We start from the raw sequence: 19,204 nt of genomic DNA, 5'->3' as shown, positions 1-19,204 counted from the left end.
GCGCTTCGACTCCGCTCTCCCCAGCCATGACGTGGAGAGAAAACGTGATCCTAGCTTTGCCATGACGGCATGTCCAGACCACTGTCGAAGCGCTTCGACACCTCTGTGCGCGTCCATTACCGCAACGATATGCCCGCCGCGTCCTCCCCCGTCACACCGGCTCAGCCGTGGAGCACGACCGGGAAGGACGCCATGTCGTTCTGGGTCATCACCGGGAGCTTGCGCAGCTCCTCGTCGGGGACCGCGAGCCGCAGGCCGGGGAAGCGCGCGAAGAGGGCCGGCAGGGCGATGCCCGCCTCGACCCGCGAGAGGGCGGCGCCGGGGCAGATGTGCGGGCCGTGCCCGAAGGTCATGTGCCGGATGGGGGTGGGGCGGGTGATGTCGAAGGCGTCGGCGTCGGGGCCGTGCTGCTCGGGGTCGCGGCCGATCACCCGGTACGAGACGACCACGCCCTCGCCCTTGGCGATGACGGCGTCGCCCACCTGGATGTCCTCGGTGGCGAACCGCATGAGCAGATGGGTGGTGGGGGTGTCCCAGCGCAGGGTCTCCTCGATCACGGTCTCCCAGGGCACCTCCCCGTCGAGCACCATGCGGAGCTGACCGGGGTTGGCCAGCAGGGCGCGCACGGCGTTGAGGATGAGGCCGATGGTGGTCTCGTGGCCGGCGGCGACCATGGCCTTGAGGTTGCCGATGACCTCCTCCTCGGTGAGCGGCTCGCCGCCCTCCTCGGCCAGGATCAGCGCGGAGGTCAGGTCGTCGGTCGGGCGCGCGGTCTTCTCCCGTACGAGCGCGGTGTAGAAGACGTCCAGGTCGTCGAGGAGGGCGAGGCGCTCCTCCTGCGGGGTGAGCATCGAGAAGAACGCCTTGTACTGCCGGGTCAGCATGGCGTTCTCCGCCGGGTCGACGCCCATCAGCATGCCGACGACCCGCATCGGCAGCGGCTGGGCGAACACCGACTTGAGGTCGACCACCGCCCCGTCCCGGCCGCCCTCCTCCAGTGCGTCCAGCAGTTCGGCGGTGAACTTCTCGATGTCCGGCCGTATCGCCTCCAGGCGGCGGGGCGTCAGCGCCTGCGAGGTCTTGGTGCGCAGCCGGCGGTGCTCGTCCCCGTCCACGGTGAACATGGAGCGTCCCGCGTCGATCATTCCGATGAGCGGCCAGTCGCGCGTCACCACGCCGCTCTGCCACAGCCCCCATGCGTTGATGTCCTTCACCAGCCGCGGGTCGACCAGCAGCCGCCGGGCGTCCGCGTGCCGGGTGAGGGTCCAGGCGGGCACGCCCAGCAGTTCGATCCGGGCCAGCGGCCCGGCGTCGCGCAGCCGTGCCGTCTCACCGTCCAGGTCCTGGACCATGGGGTCGATGACGACGGTCGTACCGTGCTGGGCCGCCGCCTGTGCGGCATGGGGGCAGTTCACGAAGAGTCTCCTGTCGTACGTACGGGGGTGAACCGGACGGGGAGCGAAGTCGTGCCGCGCAGGAAGGCGGAGGGCCGCCGGACGAGTTCTTCGACGGGTACGCCGAGCCGGAGGTCGGGCAGCCGGTCGAGCAGCACCTCGATGCCGGTCCTGGCGATGATCTCGGCGATCTCCTGGGCGGGGAACGGGCAGCGGTACTCGCCGTGGCTGAAGGCCAGATGCGCGCCGTTGCCGCCCTGGGCCGGGCCGCCCGCGCCGGCGACGCCCTGGCGGATGAGCGGGTCGGTGTTGGCGGCGCCGAGCCCGAGCAGCACCATGTCGCCGGCGGCGATGTGCTGCCCGCCCAGCTGGGTGTCGCGCGCGGCCCAGCGGCCGGCCAGGATCTGGGTGGGGGTGTCCTCCCACAGCACCTCGTTCATCGCCTCGCCGATGCTGCGCCGGCCGCCGGCCATGGAGTCGGCGAACTCGTCCTCGGTGAGCATCAGCCGGACCGAGTTGCTGATCCAGTCGGCGGTGGGCAGGTGCCCGGCGGCCGTGACCGCCATCAGGTCGAGCGTGTACTCCTCGTCGGTGAACTCCTCGGGGAATGCGAGCATCCGGGAGGTCACGTCGTCGCCCGGCACGGCCCGCTTCGACGCGAGCAGCCGCGCCATCAGCTCGCCGAAGCGCAGATGCGCGCTCTGCGCCTCGGGGCCGCCGTCGGCCAGGCCCTTGAGCACCCGCGCGATCTCGGCGCCCTCCTCGTCCGGGAAGCCGATCAGACGGGCGAGGACGAGCACGGGGAGCGGTTCGCAGAACTCGGCGACGAGATCGGCGGTGCCCCGCGCGCACACCGCGTCGACCAGCCGGTCGGCCAACTGCTCGCAGTGGCCCCGGATCTGGAACGGGTCGGCGCCTTCGAGGGCGGGTCCGACCATGCGGACGTGCCGGCGGTGCTCCTCGCCCGCGCTGAAGTAGATGGACGGCATGGGCCGCCCGACCATCGGCAGCAGAGGCCAGTCGTCCGGGACGTGCGGCCACTGGTTCCAGAGGCCGACGTCGCGCGGGAACAACTCCCCGTCGCTGGTGACCCGGTGCAGTTCGCGGTAGCCGATGACCAGCCAGGCGGGGAAGCCGCCCGGCAGTTCGACGGGCACGACCGGACCGTGGTCGCGGCGCATGGCGCGGTACACGGTGCGGGGCTCTGCCTGGAAGCCGGGACCCCAGAGCGGCACCGCGCCGGCGTGCGCCGGGCAGCCGGAGGGGGCGGACGGAGAAACCGGCGCGGACTCTGCCGGGGAAGGGCGTGTCATGAATCCTGATTTCTATGGCGACAACAGCACGCGTCACAATCACGCGGTCAACATCCGCTCACTATAAGTGAGTTTGCGTGCAGTGGGCCGGTCAATCGTGATCAATTCCCAGCAGTGGACGGTCATAACCATCGAACTGCCCGATCACTCGCGACAGCCGCCGGCAGCCGGGGCGGCGGGCGCCCGGGTCCGGTCCGCGGCACTGCCCGGTCCGGGCAGAATCCGGCCCGTTCCACTGCCGACTCCCGTTCTTGCGGGCCCCGTCCGGCCGGGACGATGCTGACAGCGCCGTACGCACCGCCGACAGGACACGGGGACACCGGGTGAGACACAAGCCGTTCTTCCGCTGGGTACTGGCGCTCGGGCTGCTGCTCCTCACCGGCTCCGCCCTCGCCTACTCGCTCGCTCCGGACATGCCCGAACTCCGCCAGGTCGGCCTGACCGTGCTCTCCGAGAAGAAGGACGGCACCTGCTCGGTGCGATGGACGGACCCCTTCGACCGCACCACCCGGACGGGCACCTACCGGTGCGACCCCGACCGCGATCCGCTGCTGAAGCCGCCCTACCACGACCCGGAGACGCGCACCGGCTACGAGAGCGGCTTCGTGGTCGCCGAGGGCTCCGGCAGGGGCCGGCTGTACAACCTCGGTGAGGACGACGCGGCGATCGATCGCTGGATCGACGTCTCCGACATGCTGGCGGTGTTCGGGCTGCTGCTGATCACCACCGGCGTCATCGGCGGCAACGTCCGCGCGGTGGGCCGGATGAGCGGTGTCAGCCGGGGAGTCCTCGACCGGGCGTGGCGGCTGGCCGGGGCCGCGGCCGCGGTGGAGGAGGACCGCGCGCGGGCCGTCGAAGCGGTCCGCACGGCATGGGAACCCCTGCACCGGGCGCGGGTCCGCGAGGAGTTGGGCACCGTCCCGGTGACCCGGCTGCGCGACGACGAGCGGCGCCGGTTCCGTACGAAGGAGTGGGAGCGGGCGGGCATCACCACCGTGCGCGATGTCCTCGACGCGGGCGAGTGGCGGCTGGGGCAACTGCCCGGCGTGGGACGGCGTACGGCCGAGAAGGCGCTCGCCGCCGCGCGGTGGACGGCCGAGGGCGTGAGCGCCGACACGCTGGTACGCCTGGCCGCCGGCCGGTCCGATCCCCGGGCGGACTCCCTCGTCACCGCCCTGCGCGTGCTGGTGGAGGCGGGCCCCGAGGGGCGGGCCGCCGCGGAAGCGGCCACGGAGCTGGCGGAGGCCGAGGGCGACGGCGCCGGCCCCCGCTTCGGGCAGACCTCCGTCGATCTGCTGCGGGGGCCGGGCGGGGAACTGGACGTGCTGGCGGCCTGGACGGACTTCGAACGGCGCCCGGAGGAGTACTACGCGGCGCTCGCCGAGGCCACCAGGGACGCCCACCGCCTCGTCGCCTGAGACGCCGCGCCGGGGAGCACGCCGAACGGGCCCCTTACGATCGAGCAGGTGTGCGCAAACGTGATCGTCGCCGAAGACGACGAGAATCAGGCCGAACTCCTCCGCCGCTACCTGGAACGCGAGGGTCACCGGGTGACCCTCGCCCCGGACGGGCTCGCGGCGCTCGACGCGGTGCGGCAGCGGGAACCGGATCTGCTGGTCCTCGATGTGATGATGCCGCGCGCGGACGGCCTCGACGTCGTCCGGGTGCTGCGCGCGGAGCACCGGGAACTGCCGGTGCTGATGGTCACGGCCCGCACCACCGAGGACGATCTGCTCCTCGGCCTCGATCTGGGCGCCGACGACTACGTCACCAAGCCGTACAGCCCGCGTGAGCTGATGGCCCGGGTGCGTACGCTGCTGCGCCGCGGCCGGCACGGCGCGGGCGGCGATCCGGACGGGGTGGGGGTGCTGCGGGTGGGGGCGCTGGTCGTCGATCCGGCCCGGCACGTGGTGTCCGTGGACGGGGCGGCGGTGGAGTGCACGCCGGGCGAGTTCCGGATTCTGTCCGCGCTGGCGGCCGAGCCGGACCGGGTGTTCTCCCGGCAGCGGCTGCTGGCCGAACTGCACGGCTTCGACCGCTACATCAGCGACCGGACCGTCGATGTGCACGTCATGAATCTGCGCAAGAAGATCGAGCCGGCCCCGCGCCGGCCCGTCCGGCTGCTCACCGTCTTCGGTGTCGGCTACAAGCTGACGGACCCGGCGAAGGCGGCGGGCCGTGCGGCGACTTCGTAGCGCGGGGCGGCGTCCGGGTGCGGGCGGTGCCCGGCGGGGCGTGCCGCTGCGCAAGAGCCTGTTCGCGCGGCTGCTGGCCGTCTCGGCGCTGGTCGCGGCGTGCTCGGTGGCGGCGACGGCCTGGCTGGCGGTGCAGACGACGTCCGGTGCGATCCGCCAGGAGCAGGGCCAGAACCTGGCCGCCGACGCCCGGATCTACCACCGGCTGCTCGGTTACGCGGCGACGCATCCGACCTGGGAGGGCGTCGGGCGGACGGTGCGCGACCTGGCCGCGCAGTCGGGCCGGCGGATCGCGCTGACCACCCAGTCCCGCGCCCCGCTCGCCGACTCGGCGGCATCCGGCGCGGCGACGCTGCCGGCCCAGGCGTCGGCGGTGGTCGATCCGCTGTCCGTGGACACCGCGCTGGCCGCCCAGGGCTCCGGCGCCGGGGCGACGGGCACCACCACGGACCGGGTCGACCCGCGCGCGGTGGGGCCGTTCCGGCTGCCGGCCGCCGAGCGGGACCGGCTGCGCGGGGCCGCCGACCGGGCCGCGGCCTGCCTCGGCGACTACGGGATCGCGGCGGACGTGGTCGCCGGTGCGAGCGGCCGCCCGCTCATCCAGGTGGTGGGCGGCAACGATCCGGAGCGCGTCCGGGGCACCGGCTGCGCGCTGGACGCCCTGGACGCGCCCACCGCCACCGAGCGCATGGCGCTGAAGGCCCTCTCCCAGCTGGCCGACGCCTGTCTGGAGCGCCAGGGCCGCGACGGCGTCCAGCTGAAGCTCGGGGTGTCCTGGGGGCAGGCGGCGCAGCCGGTTCCGGCGGAGGCGGTGCCCGTGCCCGCCCCGCCGGTGCCGACCCTGCCGCCGACCGCCGTCCCGAGCGACGCGCCGAGCATCGCGCCCCGCGCGGAGCCGAGCCCGGTGCCGAGCACCGTGCCGGGCCCCGGGGACGAGCAGGCGGCCGTCACCAGTGAGGACGACCGGGCCGTCGCGTCCTGTGTGGGCGCCGCCCGCCGGGAGCAGCTCGGTTCGTACGTCGCCTCGCCCGCGCTGCTGTTCATCGGCGATCCGGGCGGCGCCACCGTGCCCGGCTTCGACCTCTCACCGGCGAACACCGCGCGGATCGCGGGCGCGGCCGCCCTCGTGCTGGCGCTCACGGTGGGCGCCTCGGTGCTCGTCGGCGCCCGGCTGGTGCGCCCGCTGCGGGATCTGACGGGCGCCGCGCAGCGGATGCGGGACGGGGAGGACACCGCGCCGGTGGTGGTGGCCGCGGACAACGAGCTCGGGCGGCTGGCCGCCGCGTTCAACGACATGTCCGCGCACCGTGCCCGGCTGGAGGCCCAGCGCAAGGCGATGGTGAGCGATGTCGCGCACGAGCTGCGCACCCCGCTCAGCAACATCCGGGGCTGGCTGGAGGCGGCGCAGGACGGGGTGGCCGACCCGGACCCGGAGTTCATCGCCTTCCTGCACACGGAGGCGGTCCAGCTCCAGCACATCATCGACGACCTCCGGGACCTGGCGCAGGCCGACGCGGACGCGCTGCGGCTGCATCCCGAACCGGTGCGGATCGAGGAGCTGTTGGGGCAGGTCGCCGCCGCGCACCAGGCCGGCGCCGAGGCGGCGGGCGTGGCGCTGGGCGTGGTGCCGTCCCCGGCGGACCGGCCGCCGCCCCGGCTGACGGCCGATCCGGTCCGGCTGCGGCAGGCGGTGGGCAACCTGGTGTCCAACGCGGTACGGCACACCCCGGCGGGCGGCACGGTGACGCTGCGGCCGTACGGCTCCGAGGACGGGGGTGCGGTGCTGGTGGACGTCGCCGACACGGGGAGCGGCATTCCGGCGGCGGACCTCGCGCGGGTGTTCGACCGGTTCTGGCGGGGTGAGAAGTCCCGGAACCGCCGTACCGGCGGCAGCGGCCTCGGGCTGGCGATCGTCCGCAAACTCGTGGAGGCGCACGGCGGTACGGCCACGGCGGTGAGCACTCCGGGCGAGGGTTCGGTGTTCACGCTCCGCCTCCCGGCCGACGCCCCGGCGGCGGGAGGCACGGGTGCGCCGGGAGTGGCGGGAGCTACGGGTGCGGCGGGAGCTGCGGGTGCGGCGGCGAAGGGCGGTTCCGGCGGCGACCCTGATGCGATGAACACAACGATCTGACAGCTTCCTCACAACTTGGCGCGAGCCTGTCCGCATGCCTCGCGCCCGGTGCGCACCCGCACCGCGGCCGTTCTCCGAGGCCCATCCGGAACGGAGCCCTGCCCATGCCCCTGCGCACCACCCTGCGTACCGCCCTGCTCGCCGCCGTCGCGGCCGGCGCGGTGTGCGTACCGGCCACCGCGGCCTTCGCCGACTCCACCCCGTCGGCGGCGCCGAGCAGGCAGTCCGCCGAGCCGACGATCGTGCCGTCGCCCGAGCCGACGCTGCCGCCGTCGGAACAGCCGTCCGCCGTGCCGTCCGCCGTGCCTTCGGCGGTGCCCTCCGAGGCGCCGCGCGGGGGTGTCGCGGCCGGTGAGCACCCGGCCGGCTCCTCGGACGACAGCACGGCCGTGATCGCGGGCTCCGCGGCCGGCGCGCTGCTGCTGGCCGGTGCCGGGACGGTCGTCCTGCGCCGCCGTACCGCCCGCCGCGACGGCTGACCCGTCCCGCAGCCGATGAACGCGGTGGCGCCGCCCGGCCGACCGGGCGGCGCCACCGCCGTACGCACGATCCTGGAGCCCTCTCGTATGCCCCGCACCCACCGCGTCGCCCTGCCGGTCGCCGCCGCCCTGGCCCTCACCGCGCTCGCCGCCCTCACCGGCTGCTCCGGCGACCCCGCTCCGGCGGCGGAGAAGTCACCGGCGGCGGTCCGGACCCCCGCCGACAGCCCGGCCGCCGCCCGGCCCCCCGCCCATGTGTCCATCCCGTCCCTGGGCGTGGACTCCGACATCATGCGCCTGGGCCTCAATCCGGACCGGACCGTCGAGGTGCCCCCGGCCGACCGGGGCATGACGACCGGCTGGTACACGGGCAGCGCCGTGCCCGGCGAACCGGGCGCGGCGGTCCTGATCGGCCACAACGACACCCGCTACGGGCGGGCCGTCTTCCACGACCTGAAGAAGATCGCCGAGGGCGCCGACATCGTCGTACGGAACGCGGACGGCAAGAAGGTCCACTTCGAGGTCACGGCCCGCGAAACGGTCCGCAAGGACGACTTCCCCACCGCCCGCGTCTACGGCCGCACCACGGAACGCGCCCTGCGCCTGATCACCTGCGACGGCGCGATCGACGCGAACGGCCACCCGGTGGACAACCTGATCGTGTACGCGAAGCGGACGTGACGGGGGTGACCGCTCAGCCGGTCCGCTTCCACTCCGCGCACCGGTTCGTCTTGAAGTACTCACCCTTGGTGCGCGTCACCTGGCCGGGGCCGGTGAGGCTGTTGTCGGCGACGGTGGACCCGAATTCCCCACGCGCGTCCTTGGCCCGCTCCCACTCTTGGGTCGTGTGTCCGTCGATGAGGCGGGCCGGCACCGGCACCACGCGGCGGAGGCGGGCAGCACGGTCCTGCACGTCAGCCCGGGCCGGCTCAGGGTGCCGCTGCTGCCGCTGGACGAGCAACGACGCTGCGGCGAGGCGTTCCGCCGCGTGCACACGCTCCGCGCGGAGGCGGCCCTCGCCATGGGGCGAGACGGTCGGCAGCTGCTCGCAGACCGAGGGCCTGGTCGTGAAGGCCGACGAGAGGCACGGTTCGAAGAGCGAACAGCTCGCCCGCGCGCTGTCCCGCGACACGGGCAGGATCGTGACCGTCACCCTGCACTCGTTCCCGGCGCTGCTGGACCGCATCCAGCGCAACCCGACCGAGACAAGCGGCACCAGCTTCGCGATCATCGTGGACGAGGCGCGCTCCTCCCAGTCCGGTGACGCCGCCACCGCTGCGCGGGCCGCGCTCCGTGAACCTCGTCCGGCGGCAGCTCTCGCGCGTCCGTTTGGGTAGCGTTCCGGTTATGACGTCGGTGTCGCCCCGGTCCCGCCGCACCCGATCCGCGGCGTGCGGATCGTGCGCCAGAGGCAGACCTGCGTGCCGCAATTCACGGTGATCGAGGTTGACTTCGAGTCCGCAGACGAGGCTAGATTTCGGCTCCGGGCCGCCCGGATGCCTCCCCCTCGATGCTGTTCGATTTTTCGGCTTGCCGAGCGAGGGCGAAATCGCGATTCCGCAGTGTTTGCGTGCGATGCGCTTCCGGCAGGTCAGGAATGGCCAGGAGACGGTCGCACGCATCGAGGGAACCCGCCGCATCCCCTGCCCAGTAGGAAACGATGGAATATTCGAAGAGCAGCCCCCACTTATAGACCCATGGCTGAGTGAAGAGGATATCGTCAGGCTCTGTGCGATTGATCCCCGCACACGCAAAGGCATGACCGGCGCGATAGTTTCCACGCTTCCGCAGCCGTGAGACCAACTCGAAGCACGCTTCCAGACGCTGCGGCCGCTGTTCCCATGCCCGCGAGAGGGTATCCATGGCTCCCGGCCAGTCGCCGGATTCATCCTTGAGGATTCCTGACTGCAGGAGCGAGTAATAGACCTCCTCCCCCCAGCCGCCCATCTCCGCACGGCGTTCGTAAAGGGCGATCGCCTCCTCGGTGCGACCCATGTCACGCATGGTCTGGGCCAGGTAGAACGTGCTGCGCGCGTTCGTGGGATCGCGTTCGAGCTCCGAGCTGAGCAGGGCCATATCCCGTTCGAACTTGTCGTGCCTGGAGCCACCGTCGGCGAAGTGCTCGATCACAAGGGCGTCGAGGTTCTCCTCGTCGTGCGCCTCGTCGGCTGTCAGGTACTCGTGCGTCACGCCCTCGTAGCGCCAGTGCACATCGCCACGGACAAGACGCTTGATCCGGTAGGCGAGGCTGCCGGCGTGCCGGATCATGTAGGACGCACAGGTCAGAGGAGGCAATGGCCCTTCTAGCCGGATGGTCATGTCGGCGTCGATCAGAAGCAGGTAGTCCGCTTTCCCGCGGGCACGTTGGATATTCAGCGTGCGATTTGTCCCGAAGTCAACCCAGAGGTCATCGTGCAGCTCACCGGGGACACCGTCGAAGGATTTGCGAATCAAATCCTGGGTCCCGTCCGTCGAGCCCGTGTCAGAGATGATCCAGGTGTCGACGATGTCGCGCACCGAGGCGATACACCGCTCAATTACGGCCGACTCGTTCTTCACGATCATGCACAGGCAGATGGTCGGTTTCATTACTCTGGCCCTACCTTCGAGTTTCCCATCGGGCGTGCCGATAAAAGCCTGAATCGCGTGGAGGAAGTCGCCGCAATCACTTTAGACACTTCGACACCAAGGATTGTCGACGCAACGCCGGTTCTCGTTATGAGCGAGCCGGGCCGGGCGGCAGCAGGCGCGGGTTTCGTGAGACCGGCCGCCACCCGCGCCGCACGGCCGGGATGCACCCGGCAGGCACCTCGGAGCTCGCTGCACATGTCAAAGCCGACAAGGAAATGACATGTGCATTGTGATCGACGGCGGGCAGTGCGAATGAGTCCACTCTTCACACAACGTGCGCAAACCATTGCAGTTGGTAATGATGAGGGTGTTGCCCTCTCCGGGGCGACGTGACCACTCGACTTCCCGGAATCAGGAGAACCGCATGAGTCCTGACCGCAGGACACGTTCCTCACTCGGACCGCTTCCGCTTCCCAGCCGGAGCGCGTGGGTTGCGGGCAGTAGCCTCGCATCCATCGCTCTCATGCTCACGGGCATGGCCGGCCCAGCTCTCGCAACGGAGCGCACCAAGACGGTCGGAAGCATAGCCTCGGCTACCGACCCGGGTGACGAAGGGTGCCGAGAGGGCCAGAGCCACTGCGAGCAGGGCCACAAGGGCGACAACGGCCATGGGGGCGACAACGGCCACGGGGGCCAGACCGGCCCGACTGGGCCGACCGGTCCCACTGGGCCGACGGGTCCCACTGGGCCGACCGGCCCGACGGGTGCTGACGGCATCGACGGCGCAACCGGACCCACCGGACCCGCCGGCACAGACGGAGCCGACGGCGCAACCGGACCCACCGGACCTGCGGGTGCCGACGGCGCAACCGGACCCACCGGACCCGCCGGTGCTGACGGAGTCGACGGCGCAACCGGACCCACCGGACCTGCGGGTGCCGACGGCGCAACCGGACCCACCGGACCCGCGGGAGCCGACGGCGCAACCGGACCCACCGGTCCTGCGGGTGCGACTGGTGCCACCGGACCGGCCGGACCGGTGGATGCGCAGATCGTCTCCCAGGACTACGAGGTCCTGTTGGGCGTCAACGGGTCCTACGACTCCCCCGCATGCCCGGCAGGCACCACTCCCATCTCCGGAGGCATGTCTGCCAACGGCCTCGCCACCGCCCTCGGGCAGTCCTACCCGAACGGAGACCACTGGACCGTGACCGCGACGGCGGGCGCTCTCACCACCATTACGGTCTACGCGATCTGTAGCTGACCGCACACCTCACGTCTCCGCATTGAGTCCCCGCCGGCCTTCCGGCGGGGACTCAACTCATCGCGGCAACACCACGCACCAGAGTCGACTCGCCGGCCGCGCGCTGCCGCGCTATCCGGCCGCCCTGTCCGCCCGGGGCGCGGACGCTTGGCGCCGCGCCTTCGCCAAGCGCTGGCGGCGGGCCTCGTAGAGGACGATCGATGCCGCGTTGGAGGCGTTGAGGGAGCTGGCGGAGCCCGTCATCGGGATGCTGACGACATGGTCGCAGTGCTCGCGCCAGGCGTTGCTCAGGCCCGTCGTCTCGTTGCCGACGAGCAGCAGCACCGGGCCGGTGAGGTCGAACTCGGAGGCGTCGCACTCGCCGTCCTCGTCGGTGCCGACGACCAGGACGGGGCGGCCCCGGCCGCGTTCGGCGTCCAGCCACCGGGCGACCTCGTGGTGCGAGGGGGTGCGGACCACGGGGAGGGCGAAGAAGGAGCCGGTGGTCGCGCGGACCGCCTTCGGGTCGTACGGGTCGGCCGCGTGGCCCGTGACGACGAGGCCGCGGGCGCCGAAGGCGTCGGCGGAGCGGATGATGCTGCCGATGTTGCCGGGCTGCGTCGGGCGGTCGAGGGCGACGCCGAGGAAGTCGTCGTCGACCGGGATGCGGGCCAGGTCGTCGGGGGCCATCTCGACCACCGCCAGGACCTCCGGGGCGCCCTCCGCCTTCTCGCTCAGCTCCGCCAGCAGCTCCGGGGCCATGGCGATGCGCTCCGCGGTGCTCCCGCGCATCAGCTCCCCCGCCCAGCGGGACAGCGGGCGGCTCGCGTCGTACAGGAGGGACCGCACCGTCCAGCCGTGCTCGACGGCCATGGTGATCGGCCGGACGCCCTGGACGATGAACTCGCCGGCGCGTCCGCGCTTGGTCCGGTTGGTGAGCAGCGTCTGGAACTGCTGAAAGCGGGCGTTGCGGGTCGTGATCCGCTGCACAGCCACCGGGGGTCCTCCAAGGGGTGATCGGCCGCTCCGGAGGCGGCGCGGGCCGCCCCGGAAACCAGAAATTCCCACGGTTCGCGATGAACCGTGGGAACTGGATGAGTGTCCGAGGGGGGACTTGAACCCCCACGCCCGATAAAGGGCACTAGCACCTCAAGCTAGCGCGTCTGCCATTCCGCCACCCGGACCAGGTGATCCGCCCCGGTCTCCCGCGGCGACAAGGAAAACAATACCAGGGGTTCGGAGTGCCTCTCACCTGCATATCCGGTGGCCGGACGGTGGACAGCGGGTCGGCGGCGGGTCGGCGGCGGGGTCCGCCGGGCGGGGCGCGCGGCGGGTTACTTTCCCCTCCATGAGAGATCGCGGCCCCCGTCCGCCCCGCGCCCTGTCACCCCTGCGCGAACATCTGCGCGAGACGTTCTGGTTCGCCCCCGCCCTGACGCTCGTCTGCGCCTTCGTGCTGTGGTTCGCCGCGGCGGCGGTGGACGAGCAGCTGGTCTCGTATCTGCGCCGGGAACAGGCGTACGACGACATCCAGGACCTGGTGTCGGTCGCCGAGGACACCAAGCAGATCGTCGTCACGGTCAGCTCGGCGATGATGACCTTCATCGGTGTGGTCTTCAGCATCTCGCTGGTCGCGGTGCAGATGGCGAGCGGGCAGCTCACCCCCCGGGTGGTGCGGATCTTCATCCGCAGCCGGATCAGCAAGCTGACCCTGTCGGTGTTCCTGGCGACGTTCGTGTTCTCGCTGCTGGTGCTCAGCTCGTACGAGAGCGAGACCGATCCGCGCCTGGTCACCTCGCTGCCGTTCGTGCAGAGCGTGCTGACCGCCGTGCTCGTCGGGCTCAGCCTGCTGCTGTTCATCGGCTACGTCAGCTCCACGCTGCGCCTGATGCAGGTCGGACCGGTCCTCGACCGCATCACCCGGGACACCTTCCGGGTGCTGGGCCGCATGCCGGCGGGGCGTCCGGCGACGGAGCCGCTGCCCGCCGAGACCGGGCAGATCCTGTACGAGGGACGGGCCGGGGTCCTGCGGGACGTCAATGTGGCACGGCTGGTGCGGACCGCCCGCCGCCAGGGTGTGGTGCTCCGGCTGATCCCCCGGCTCGGGGACTTCGTGGTGCCGGGGACGCCGGTGCTTGCCGTGCACGGCGGGGCGGCGCCGCCCCGGCACGCGCTGCGCTACACGGTCTCGGTGGGCGTGCAGCGCACCCTGCACCTGGATCTCGCGTTCGGGCTGCGCCAGTTGTCGGACATCGCGCTGCGGGCGCTGTCCTCGGCGGTGAACGACCCGACGACGGCCGTGCAGTGCCTGGACCGGATCGTGCAGTTCCTGGCCGCCGCGGTGCGGCTGCCGCTGGGCACGGTGCACCACCGGGACCGCACGGGTGCGGTGCGGCTGGTGCAGGAGGTGCCGTCGTGGGAGGACCTGGTGGACCTCGGGTTCGAGGAGGTGCGGCGGTGCGCGGCGCCCGCCCCGCAGGTGACGCGGCGGCTGCTGGCCGGGATCGACGACCTGGTGCGGCTGGCCGGGCCGGAGCGGCGGGGGCCGCTGGTCCGGCATCGTGCCCTGCTGGTGCAGAACGTGCGGCGGGCGGTGCCGGACGCGGCCGAGCGCGCGTTCGCGCTGCGCCCCGACCGGCAGGGCATCGGCTGAACGATTCGCCCGCGCCGCCCGGTGGCGGCCGGGGAGGGGGTCCGGCCGCGCCTCACGGGCAGCGGATCACGGGCAGCGGATCACCTGGCCCGCGTAGCTCAGGTTGCCGCCGAAGCCGAAGAGCAGGACCGGGGCGCCGCTCGGGATCTCGCCGCGCTCGACCAGCTTGGACAGGGCCATCGGGATCGAGGCGGCCGAGGTGTTGCCGGAGTCGACCACATCGCGGGCGACGACGGCGTTGACCGCGCCGATCCTGCGGGCGACGGGTTCGATGATCCGCAGGTTGGCCTGGTGCAGGACGACCCCGGCCAGGTCCTCCGGGGTGAGGCCCGCCCGCTCGCACACCTGCCGGGCGATGGGGGGCAGCTGGGTGGTGGCCCAGCGGTAGACCGACTGGCCCTCCTGCGCGAAGCGCGGCGGGGTCCCCTCGATACGGACGGCGTCGCCCATGCCGGGGACCGATCCCCACAGCACGGGGCCGATGCCGGGCCGCTCCGCGTCCGCCGGGTCGGCGACGACGACCGCCGCCCCGGCGCCGTCGCCCATCAGGACGCAGGTGGAGCGGTCGGACCAGTCGACGATGTCGCCCATCTTGTCGGCGCCGATGACCAGGGCGCGGGTGGCGGCACCGGCCCGCAGGGCGTGGTCGGCGGTGGCGAGGGCGTGGGTGAAGCCGGAGCACACCACGTTGATGTCCATCACCGCGGGCGAGGCCATGCCGAGGCGGGCGGCCACCCGGGCCGACATGCTCGGCGAGCGGTCGATGGCGGTGGAGGTGGCGACCAGCACCAGGTCGATGTCGGCCGGCTGGAGCCCGGCCGAGGCCAGCGCCTTGGCCGCCGCGTGCGCGGCCAGTTCGTCCACCGGCTCGTCGGGGCCGCCGATGTGGCGGGTCCTGATACCGACGCGGCTGGTGATCCACTCGTCACTGGTGTCCACCATGGCCGCCAGGTCATGGTTGGTCAGCACCTTGGCGGGCTGGTAGTGGCCGAGTGCGACGACACGTGAGCCGGTCATGCAGGTTCCCCTCGCTCCATCTGTCTGGAACCATCCAGTCTTGGTCGCTACCGACCGGTACGGGGGCAGGTGATCCCACAGGATTACCGGCTCCGCCTTGGAGGGCCTGCGCTTGGCAAGGGCTGGGGACGGCTTCGGACCCGGCCGTCCGGTTGCGGCGGCGTGTTCCGGGTGCAGGACAATGTGACGGTCGGGGCCCTCCGCCGCAGGCGGGTCCGGTGGCTCCCGGCAGCCGCCGCCCGGCGCCGCTCGGGCCCTCGTACGCACAGGAATCGGGTTCAACGGTCATGGGACGGGTCACCGAGCGCCGCCGCACCATCCGCATCCGGGACGGGGCCGTCTCCACCCGGCCCGACACCCTCGTCGTCGAGGAGCCGCTGGAGATCCGGCTCGACGGCAGACCGCTCGCCATCACCATGCGCACACCGGGCGACGACTTCGCGCTGGCGGCGGGGTTCCTGGTCAGCGAGGGGGTGATCGGCGGGCAGGCCGACGTGCGGTCGATCGTGTACTGCGCAGGCGCGACCGCCGAGGGGGTCAACACGTACAACGTGGTGGACGTCGCCCTGGCGCCGGGCGTCGAGGTCCCCGACATCACGCTGGAGCGCAACGTCTACACCACTTCGTCCTGCGGGCTCTGCGGCAAGGCGAGCCTGGACGCCGTCCGCACCACGACCCGGCATCCGGTCGCCGACACTCCCCCGCTGCGGATCGCGCCCGCGCTGCTGGCCGTGCTCCCGGACCGGCTGCGGGCCGCCCAGCGGGTCTTCGACCGGACCGGCGGGCTGCACGCGGCGGCGCTGTTCTCGGAGACGGGCGAGCTGGTGGACGTCCGGGAGGACGTGGGGCGGCACAACGCGGTGGACAAGCTGGTGGGGCGGGCGCTGACGGACGGGCGGCTGCCGCTGTCCCGCTCGATCCTGCTGGTGTCGGGCCGGGCCTCGTTCGAGCTGGCGCAGAAGGCGGTGATGGCCGGCATCCCCGTGCTGGCGGCCGTCTCGGCGCCCTCGTCGCTGGCCGTGGACCTGGCCGCGGAGACGGGGCTGACCCTGGTCGGCTTCCTGCGGGGGCCCTCGATGAACGTGTACGCGGGCGAGCACCGCATCGCGCTGGGGTTCGCCGGCACCACCCCCTGACCACCGGAAACGGCGGTGGTCGCACCCGTGCGGAGCGGTGGCCGCACCCGTACATGGCGGTGGCCGCACCGTACGGATTCGGTGGAGATTCCGGCGCGAGCCGCTTACCCGGCGGTCCCAAGCGCGCCCGAGCCCTGCCCATCTGGCCGGATTTCGGTCCCTGACCAGTGCGTATCCCCAGCGGTACGGAACGCTCCGGACCCTCCCGCGAAGGCGCCGGGTGGGGTAGCGTCGCGGCGCTGTGCAAAGCCCCGAGGAGCAGGTCATTGCGCGAGTTCACTGTCCCAGCCATGGCGGCCGCGCCCCTCGTGGGTGGCCTCGCCGACGTGGTGTTCGATCATGCCGAGACCGAGCCGCACCGGGTCGCGCTCGGCCGAAAAGATGCGGACGGGCGCTGGCAGGACGTCACATCGGCGGCGTTCCGCGACGAGGTGCTGGCGCTGGCCAGGGGGCTCATCGCGCACGGGGTGCGGTTCGGCGACCGGGTCGCCCTGATGTCGCGCACCCGCTACGAGTGGACCCTGTTCGACTTCGCTCTGTGGGCGGTCGGCGCGCAGTCGGTCCCGGTCTATCCGACGTCCTCGGCGGAGCAGGTGCTGTGGATGCTGCACGACGCCGAGGTGTCGGCGGTGATGGTGGAGCACGAGGACCACGCGATGACGGTGGCCTCGGTCATCGACCGGCTGCCGGGGCTGAAGCGGCTGTGGCAGCTGGACGCGGGCGCGGTGGCGGAGCTGGTGGAGGCGGGCGCGCGCGTCGGGGACGAGGTGGTGCACCGGCACCGGCGGGCGGTGACCCCCGAGTCGGTGGCGACGGTCGTCTACACCTCCGGCACCACGGGCCGGCCCAAGGGCTGTGTCCTCACGCACGCCAACCTCATGTTCGAGACGGACACCATGGCCGCGCGCTGGCAGTCGGTGTTCCGCTCCCGGCCGGGTGACGAGGCGTCGACGCTGCTGTTCCTGCCGCTGGCGCACGTCTTCGGGCGGATGGTCGAGGTCACCGCGATCCGGGGCCGGGTGAAGCTGGGCCACCAGCCGGAGCCGGCGGCGAAGGCGCTGATGCCGGACCTGGTCTCGTTCCGTCCCACGTTCGTCCTGGCGGTGCCGTACATCTTCGAGAAGGTCTTCGACACGGCCCGGCGCAGGGCCGAGGCGGAGGGCAGGGCGGGGCCGTTCGACAAGGCGGTCGACGTCGCGGTGAAGTACGCGGAGGCGATGGAGGCGCGGGCCTTCGGCACCGGACCCGGCCCGGCGGCCGGGCTGCGGGTGCAGCACCAGTTCTTCGACAAGGTGGTGTACCGGAAGGTCCGCGAGGCGATGGGCGGCCGCATCCGGCACGCCATGTCGGGCGGCTCGGGCATGGAGCGCCGGCTCGGGCTGTTCTTCGCGGGCGCCGGGGTGACGGTGTACGAGGGGTACGGGCTGACCGAGACGACGGCGGCGGCCACCGCGAACCCGCCGGAGCGCACCCGGTACGGCACGGTGGGGCAGCCGATCCCGGGCACCACGGTGCACATCGCGGACGACGGCGAGGTGTGGGTGTACGGGGACCACGTCTTCGGCGGGTACCTGGGCAATCCGGAGGCCACCGGCGCGGTGCTCAACGACGGCTGGCTGGCCACCGGCGACCTGGGCTCGCTGGACGAGGACGGCTATCTGACGATCACCGGGCGGAAGAAGGAGATCCTGGTGACGTCCGGCGGCAAGAGCGTCTCGCCGGCCGCGCTGGAGGAGCGGGTGCGGGCGCATCCGCTGGTGGCGCAGTGCATCGTGGTCGGCAACGACCGGCCGTTCGTCGCGGCGCTGGTCACCCTCGACCAGGACGCCGTGGAGCACTGGCTCACGATGCGGGGGCGCACCGCGCTGACGCCGGGCGAGCTGGTGCGCGACCCGGATCTGGAGATGGAGGTGCGCCGGGCGGTGGTGGCGGCGAACACCGCGGTCTCGCAGGCGGAGTCCATCCGTACGTTCCGCATCCTGGCCCACCGGTTCAGCGAGGAGCACGGGCTGCTGACGCCGTCGCTGAAGCTGAAGCGCAGGGCGATCGAGGCGGCGTACGAGGCCGAGGTGGACGCGCTGTACCGCTGAGCGGACGAAAGGGTCCGGTGCCGGGAATGCGCGGGCGCCCTTGATCGTTGTACGCGGGAGACCCACCCCTCAACGTTAGGATCGTCCGCTCGTGAGCCAGGTACCCTCCCTCACTCTCAACAACGGCGTCGAGATGCCCCAGCTCGGTTTCGGTGTCTGGCAGGTGCCGGACGACGAGGCGACGAAGGCGGTCGCCACCGCCATCGAGTCCGGGTACCGCAGCATCGACACCGCCGCGATCTACCAGAACGAGACGGGTACGGGCAGGGCCATCGCCGCCTCCGGCGTCCCCCGCGACGAGCTGTTCGTGACCACCAAGGTGTGGAACACCGAGCAGGGCCACGACTCCACGCTCCGCGCCTTCGACGCGTCCCTGGCCAAGCTGGGTCTGGAGTACGTCGATCTGTATCTGATCCACTGGCCGGTCCCGGCCAAGGACGCGTACGTGGACACCTACCGCGCGCTCGAAAAGATCCACGCCGAGGGCCGGGCCAAGGCCATCGGTGTGTCCAACTTCCTCCCGGAGCACCTGAAGCGGCTGCTCGGGGAGACCTCCGTGGTGCCGGCGCTCAACCAGATCGAGCTGCACCCGCAGCTCCAGCAGGCGGAGTCCCGTGCGCTGCACGCCGAGCACGGCATCCTGACGGAGGCGTGGTCGCCGCTGGGCTCCGGCAAGGGGCTCCTGGAGGTTCCGACGGTCGTCGCGGTCGCCCGCAAGCACGGCCGTACGCCCGCCCAGGCGGTGCTGCGCTGGCACATCCAGACGGGGAACGTGGTGATTCCGAAGTCCGTGACGCCGTCGCGGATCGCGGAGAACATCGACGTGTTCGACTTCGAGCTGGACGCCGACGACCTGGCCGCGTTCGCGGCGCTGGACGAGGGGAAGCGGCTCGGCCCGAATCCGGGCGAGTTCAACCTCGGCGCCTGACCGCCGCACTCCCGCCGGGCCGCCGCCCCCGCTCCTTCGCGAGCGGGGGCGGCG

Annotated in this window: 16 protein-coding genes, 1 tRNA gene and 1 pseudogene; 11 read left to right on the top strand and 7 right to left on the bottom strand. The window is 72.2% G+C overall.

Going from position 1 to position 19,204, the window contains the following annotated elements; all coding sequences use genetic code 11:
* Window positions 1-161 precede the first annotated feature (161 nt).
* Together DNK56_RS31815 and DNK56_RS31810 are read right to left on the bottom strand one after the other, a co-directional pair.
* On the bottom strand, window positions 162-1,415 hold the full coding sequence (locus DNK56_RS31815; RefSeq protein ID WP_111339215.1) for a cytochrome P450 family protein: 1,254 nt from the start codon (window positions 1,413-1,415) through the stop codon (window positions 162-164).
* A complete protein-coding gene (locus DNK56_RS31810) occupies window positions 1,412-2,707 on the bottom strand; it encodes a cytochrome P450 (RefSeq protein ID WP_111339214.1) in 1,296 nt (431 codons plus the stop codon). Before DNK56_RS31810 ends, DNK56_RS31815 begins: the two co-directional genes overlap by 4 nt.
* Window positions 2,708-3,030: 323 nt before the next feature.
* Here DNK56_RS31810 and DNK56_RS31805 point away from each other — a divergent pair, with 323 nt between their 5' ends.
* The 5 genes from DNK56_RS31805 (at window position 3,031) to DNK56_RS31785 (ending at window position 8,193) form a co-directional block, all read left to right on the top strand.
* A complete protein-coding gene (locus DNK56_RS31805) occupies window positions 3,031-4,125 on the top strand; it encodes a helix-hairpin-helix domain-containing protein (RefSeq protein WP_111339213.1) in 1,095 nt (364 codons plus the stop codon).
* Between the two features lie 48 nt (window positions 4,126-4,173).
* Window positions 4,174-4,902 (top strand): response regulator transcription factor, encoded by a 729-nt coding sequence (locus DNK56_RS31800; protein ID WP_241990150.1) that lies wholly within the window; start codon window positions 4,174-4,176, stop codon window positions 4,900-4,902.
* Window positions 4,886-7,033 carry a sensor histidine kinase gene (locus DNK56_RS31795; RefSeq protein ID WP_111339211.1) on the top strand — a complete coding sequence of 716 codons (2,148 nt, stop codon included), beginning with the start codon at window positions 4,886-4,888 and terminating at the stop codon, window positions 7,031-7,033. The genes DNK56_RS31800 and DNK56_RS31795 overlap by 17 nt, the downstream gene beginning before the upstream one ends.
* Window positions 7,034-7,137: 104 nt before the next feature.
* Window positions 7,138-7,512: a hypothetical protein gene (locus tag DNK56_RS31790; protein WP_111339210.1), complete on the top strand. Its 375-nt coding sequence runs from the start codon at window positions 7,138-7,140 to the stop codon at window positions 7,510-7,512.
* Window positions 7,513-7,599: 87 nt separating this feature from the next.
* Window positions 7,600-8,193 carry a class F sortase gene (locus DNK56_RS31785; RefSeq protein WP_111339209.1) on the top strand — a complete coding sequence of 198 codons (594 nt, stop codon included), beginning with the start codon at window positions 7,600-7,602 and terminating at the stop codon, window positions 8,191-8,193.
* A 13-nt stretch (window positions 8,194-8,206) separates the two neighbouring features.
* On the opposite strand, the gene DNK56_RS35620 is transcribed toward DNK56_RS31785, so the two are convergent.
* Window positions 8,207-8,506, bottom strand: coding sequence for a hypothetical protein (locus DNK56_RS35620; protein ID WP_199563727.1), 300 nt, complete (start codon window positions 8,504-8,506; stop codon window positions 8,207-8,209).
* Between the two features lie 34 nt (window positions 8,507-8,540).
* On the opposite strand from DNK56_RS35620, the pseudogene DNK56_RS31775 reads away from it, so the two are divergent.
* Window positions 8,541-8,810: pseudogene (locus DNK56_RS31775) on the top strand (hypothetical protein); the annotation flags it as partial.
* Between the two features lie 172 nt (window positions 8,811-8,982).
* Here DNK56_RS31775 and DNK56_RS31770 read toward each other — a convergent pair.
* A complete protein-coding gene (locus DNK56_RS31770; protein ID WP_111339207.1) occupies window positions 8,983-10,101 on the bottom strand; it encodes a tetratricopeptide repeat-containing glycosyltransferase in 1,119 nt (372 codons plus the stop codon).
* A 1,021-nt stretch (window positions 10,102-11,122) separates the two neighbouring features.
* Between DNK56_RS31770 and DNK56_RS36325 the strand changes: the two genes are divergently transcribed.
* On the top strand, window positions 11,123-11,347 hold the full coding sequence (locus tag DNK56_RS36325) for a hypothetical protein (protein ID WP_241990149.1): 225 nt from the start codon (window positions 11,123-11,125) through the stop codon (window positions 11,345-11,347).
* Window positions 11,348-11,458: 111 nt separating this feature from the next.
* Here DNK56_RS36325 and DNK56_RS31760 read toward each other — a convergent pair whose 3' ends face one another.
* Together DNK56_RS31760 and DNK56_RS31755 are read right to left on the bottom strand one after the other, a co-directional pair.
* Complete coding sequence (locus DNK56_RS31760) at window positions 11,459-12,316, bottom strand: RNA methyltransferase (protein ID WP_111339206.1); 858 nt, start codon at window positions 12,314-12,316, stop codon at window positions 11,459-11,461.
* Window positions 12,317-12,425: 109 nt separating this feature from the next.
* Window positions 12,426-12,510 (bottom strand) — tRNA-Leu (locus DNK56_RS31755).
* A 164-nt stretch (window positions 12,511-12,674) separates the two neighbouring features.
* Between DNK56_RS31755 and DNK56_RS31750 the strand changes: the two genes are divergently transcribed.
* On the top strand, window positions 12,675-13,979 hold the full coding sequence (locus tag DNK56_RS31750; protein WP_111339205.1) for a DUF2254 domain-containing protein: 1,305 nt from the start codon (window positions 12,675-12,677) through the stop codon (window positions 13,977-13,979).
* 66 nt (window positions 13,980-14,045) lie between these two features.
* Here the strand turns inward: DNK56_RS31750 and DNK56_RS31745 are convergent, their stop codons facing one another.
* Entirely contained in the window at window positions 14,046-14,996 is a 951-nt protein-coding gene (locus tag DNK56_RS31745) for a beta-ketoacyl-ACP synthase III (protein WP_111339204.1), read from the bottom strand.
* Window positions 14,997-15,283: 287 nt separating this feature from the next.
* Here DNK56_RS31745 and fdhD point away from each other — a divergent pair, with 287 nt between their 5' ends.
* The 3 genes from fdhD to DNK56_RS31730 all read left to right on the top strand — a co-directional run bounded on the left by fdhD (window position 15,284) and on the right by DNK56_RS31730 (window position 19,150).
* A complete protein-coding gene (gene fdhD, locus DNK56_RS31740; RefSeq protein WP_111339203.1) occupies window positions 15,284-16,132 on the top strand; it encodes a formate dehydrogenase accessory sulfurtransferase FdhD in 849 nt (282 codons plus the stop codon).
* 290 nt (window positions 16,133-16,422) lie between these two features.
* Entirely contained in the window at window positions 16,423-18,222 is a 1,800-nt protein-coding gene (locus DNK56_RS31735; RefSeq protein WP_111339202.1) for an AMP-dependent synthetase/ligase, read from the top strand.
* A 91-nt stretch (window positions 18,223-18,313) separates the two neighbouring features.
* Window positions 18,314-19,150 carry an aldo/keto reductase gene (locus tag DNK56_RS31730; RefSeq protein ID WP_111339201.1) on the top strand — a complete coding sequence of 279 codons (837 nt, stop codon included), beginning with the start codon at window positions 18,314-18,316 and terminating at the stop codon, window positions 19,148-19,150.
* Window positions 19,151-19,204 lie beyond the last annotated feature (54 nt).

The organism is Streptomyces sp. AC1-42W (assembly GCF_003248355.1).
Classification (GTDB): Bacteria; Actinomycetota; Actinomycetes; order Streptomycetales; family Streptomycetaceae; genus Streptomyces.
This window is presented reverse-complemented; position numbering and strand designations above follow the sequence as displayed.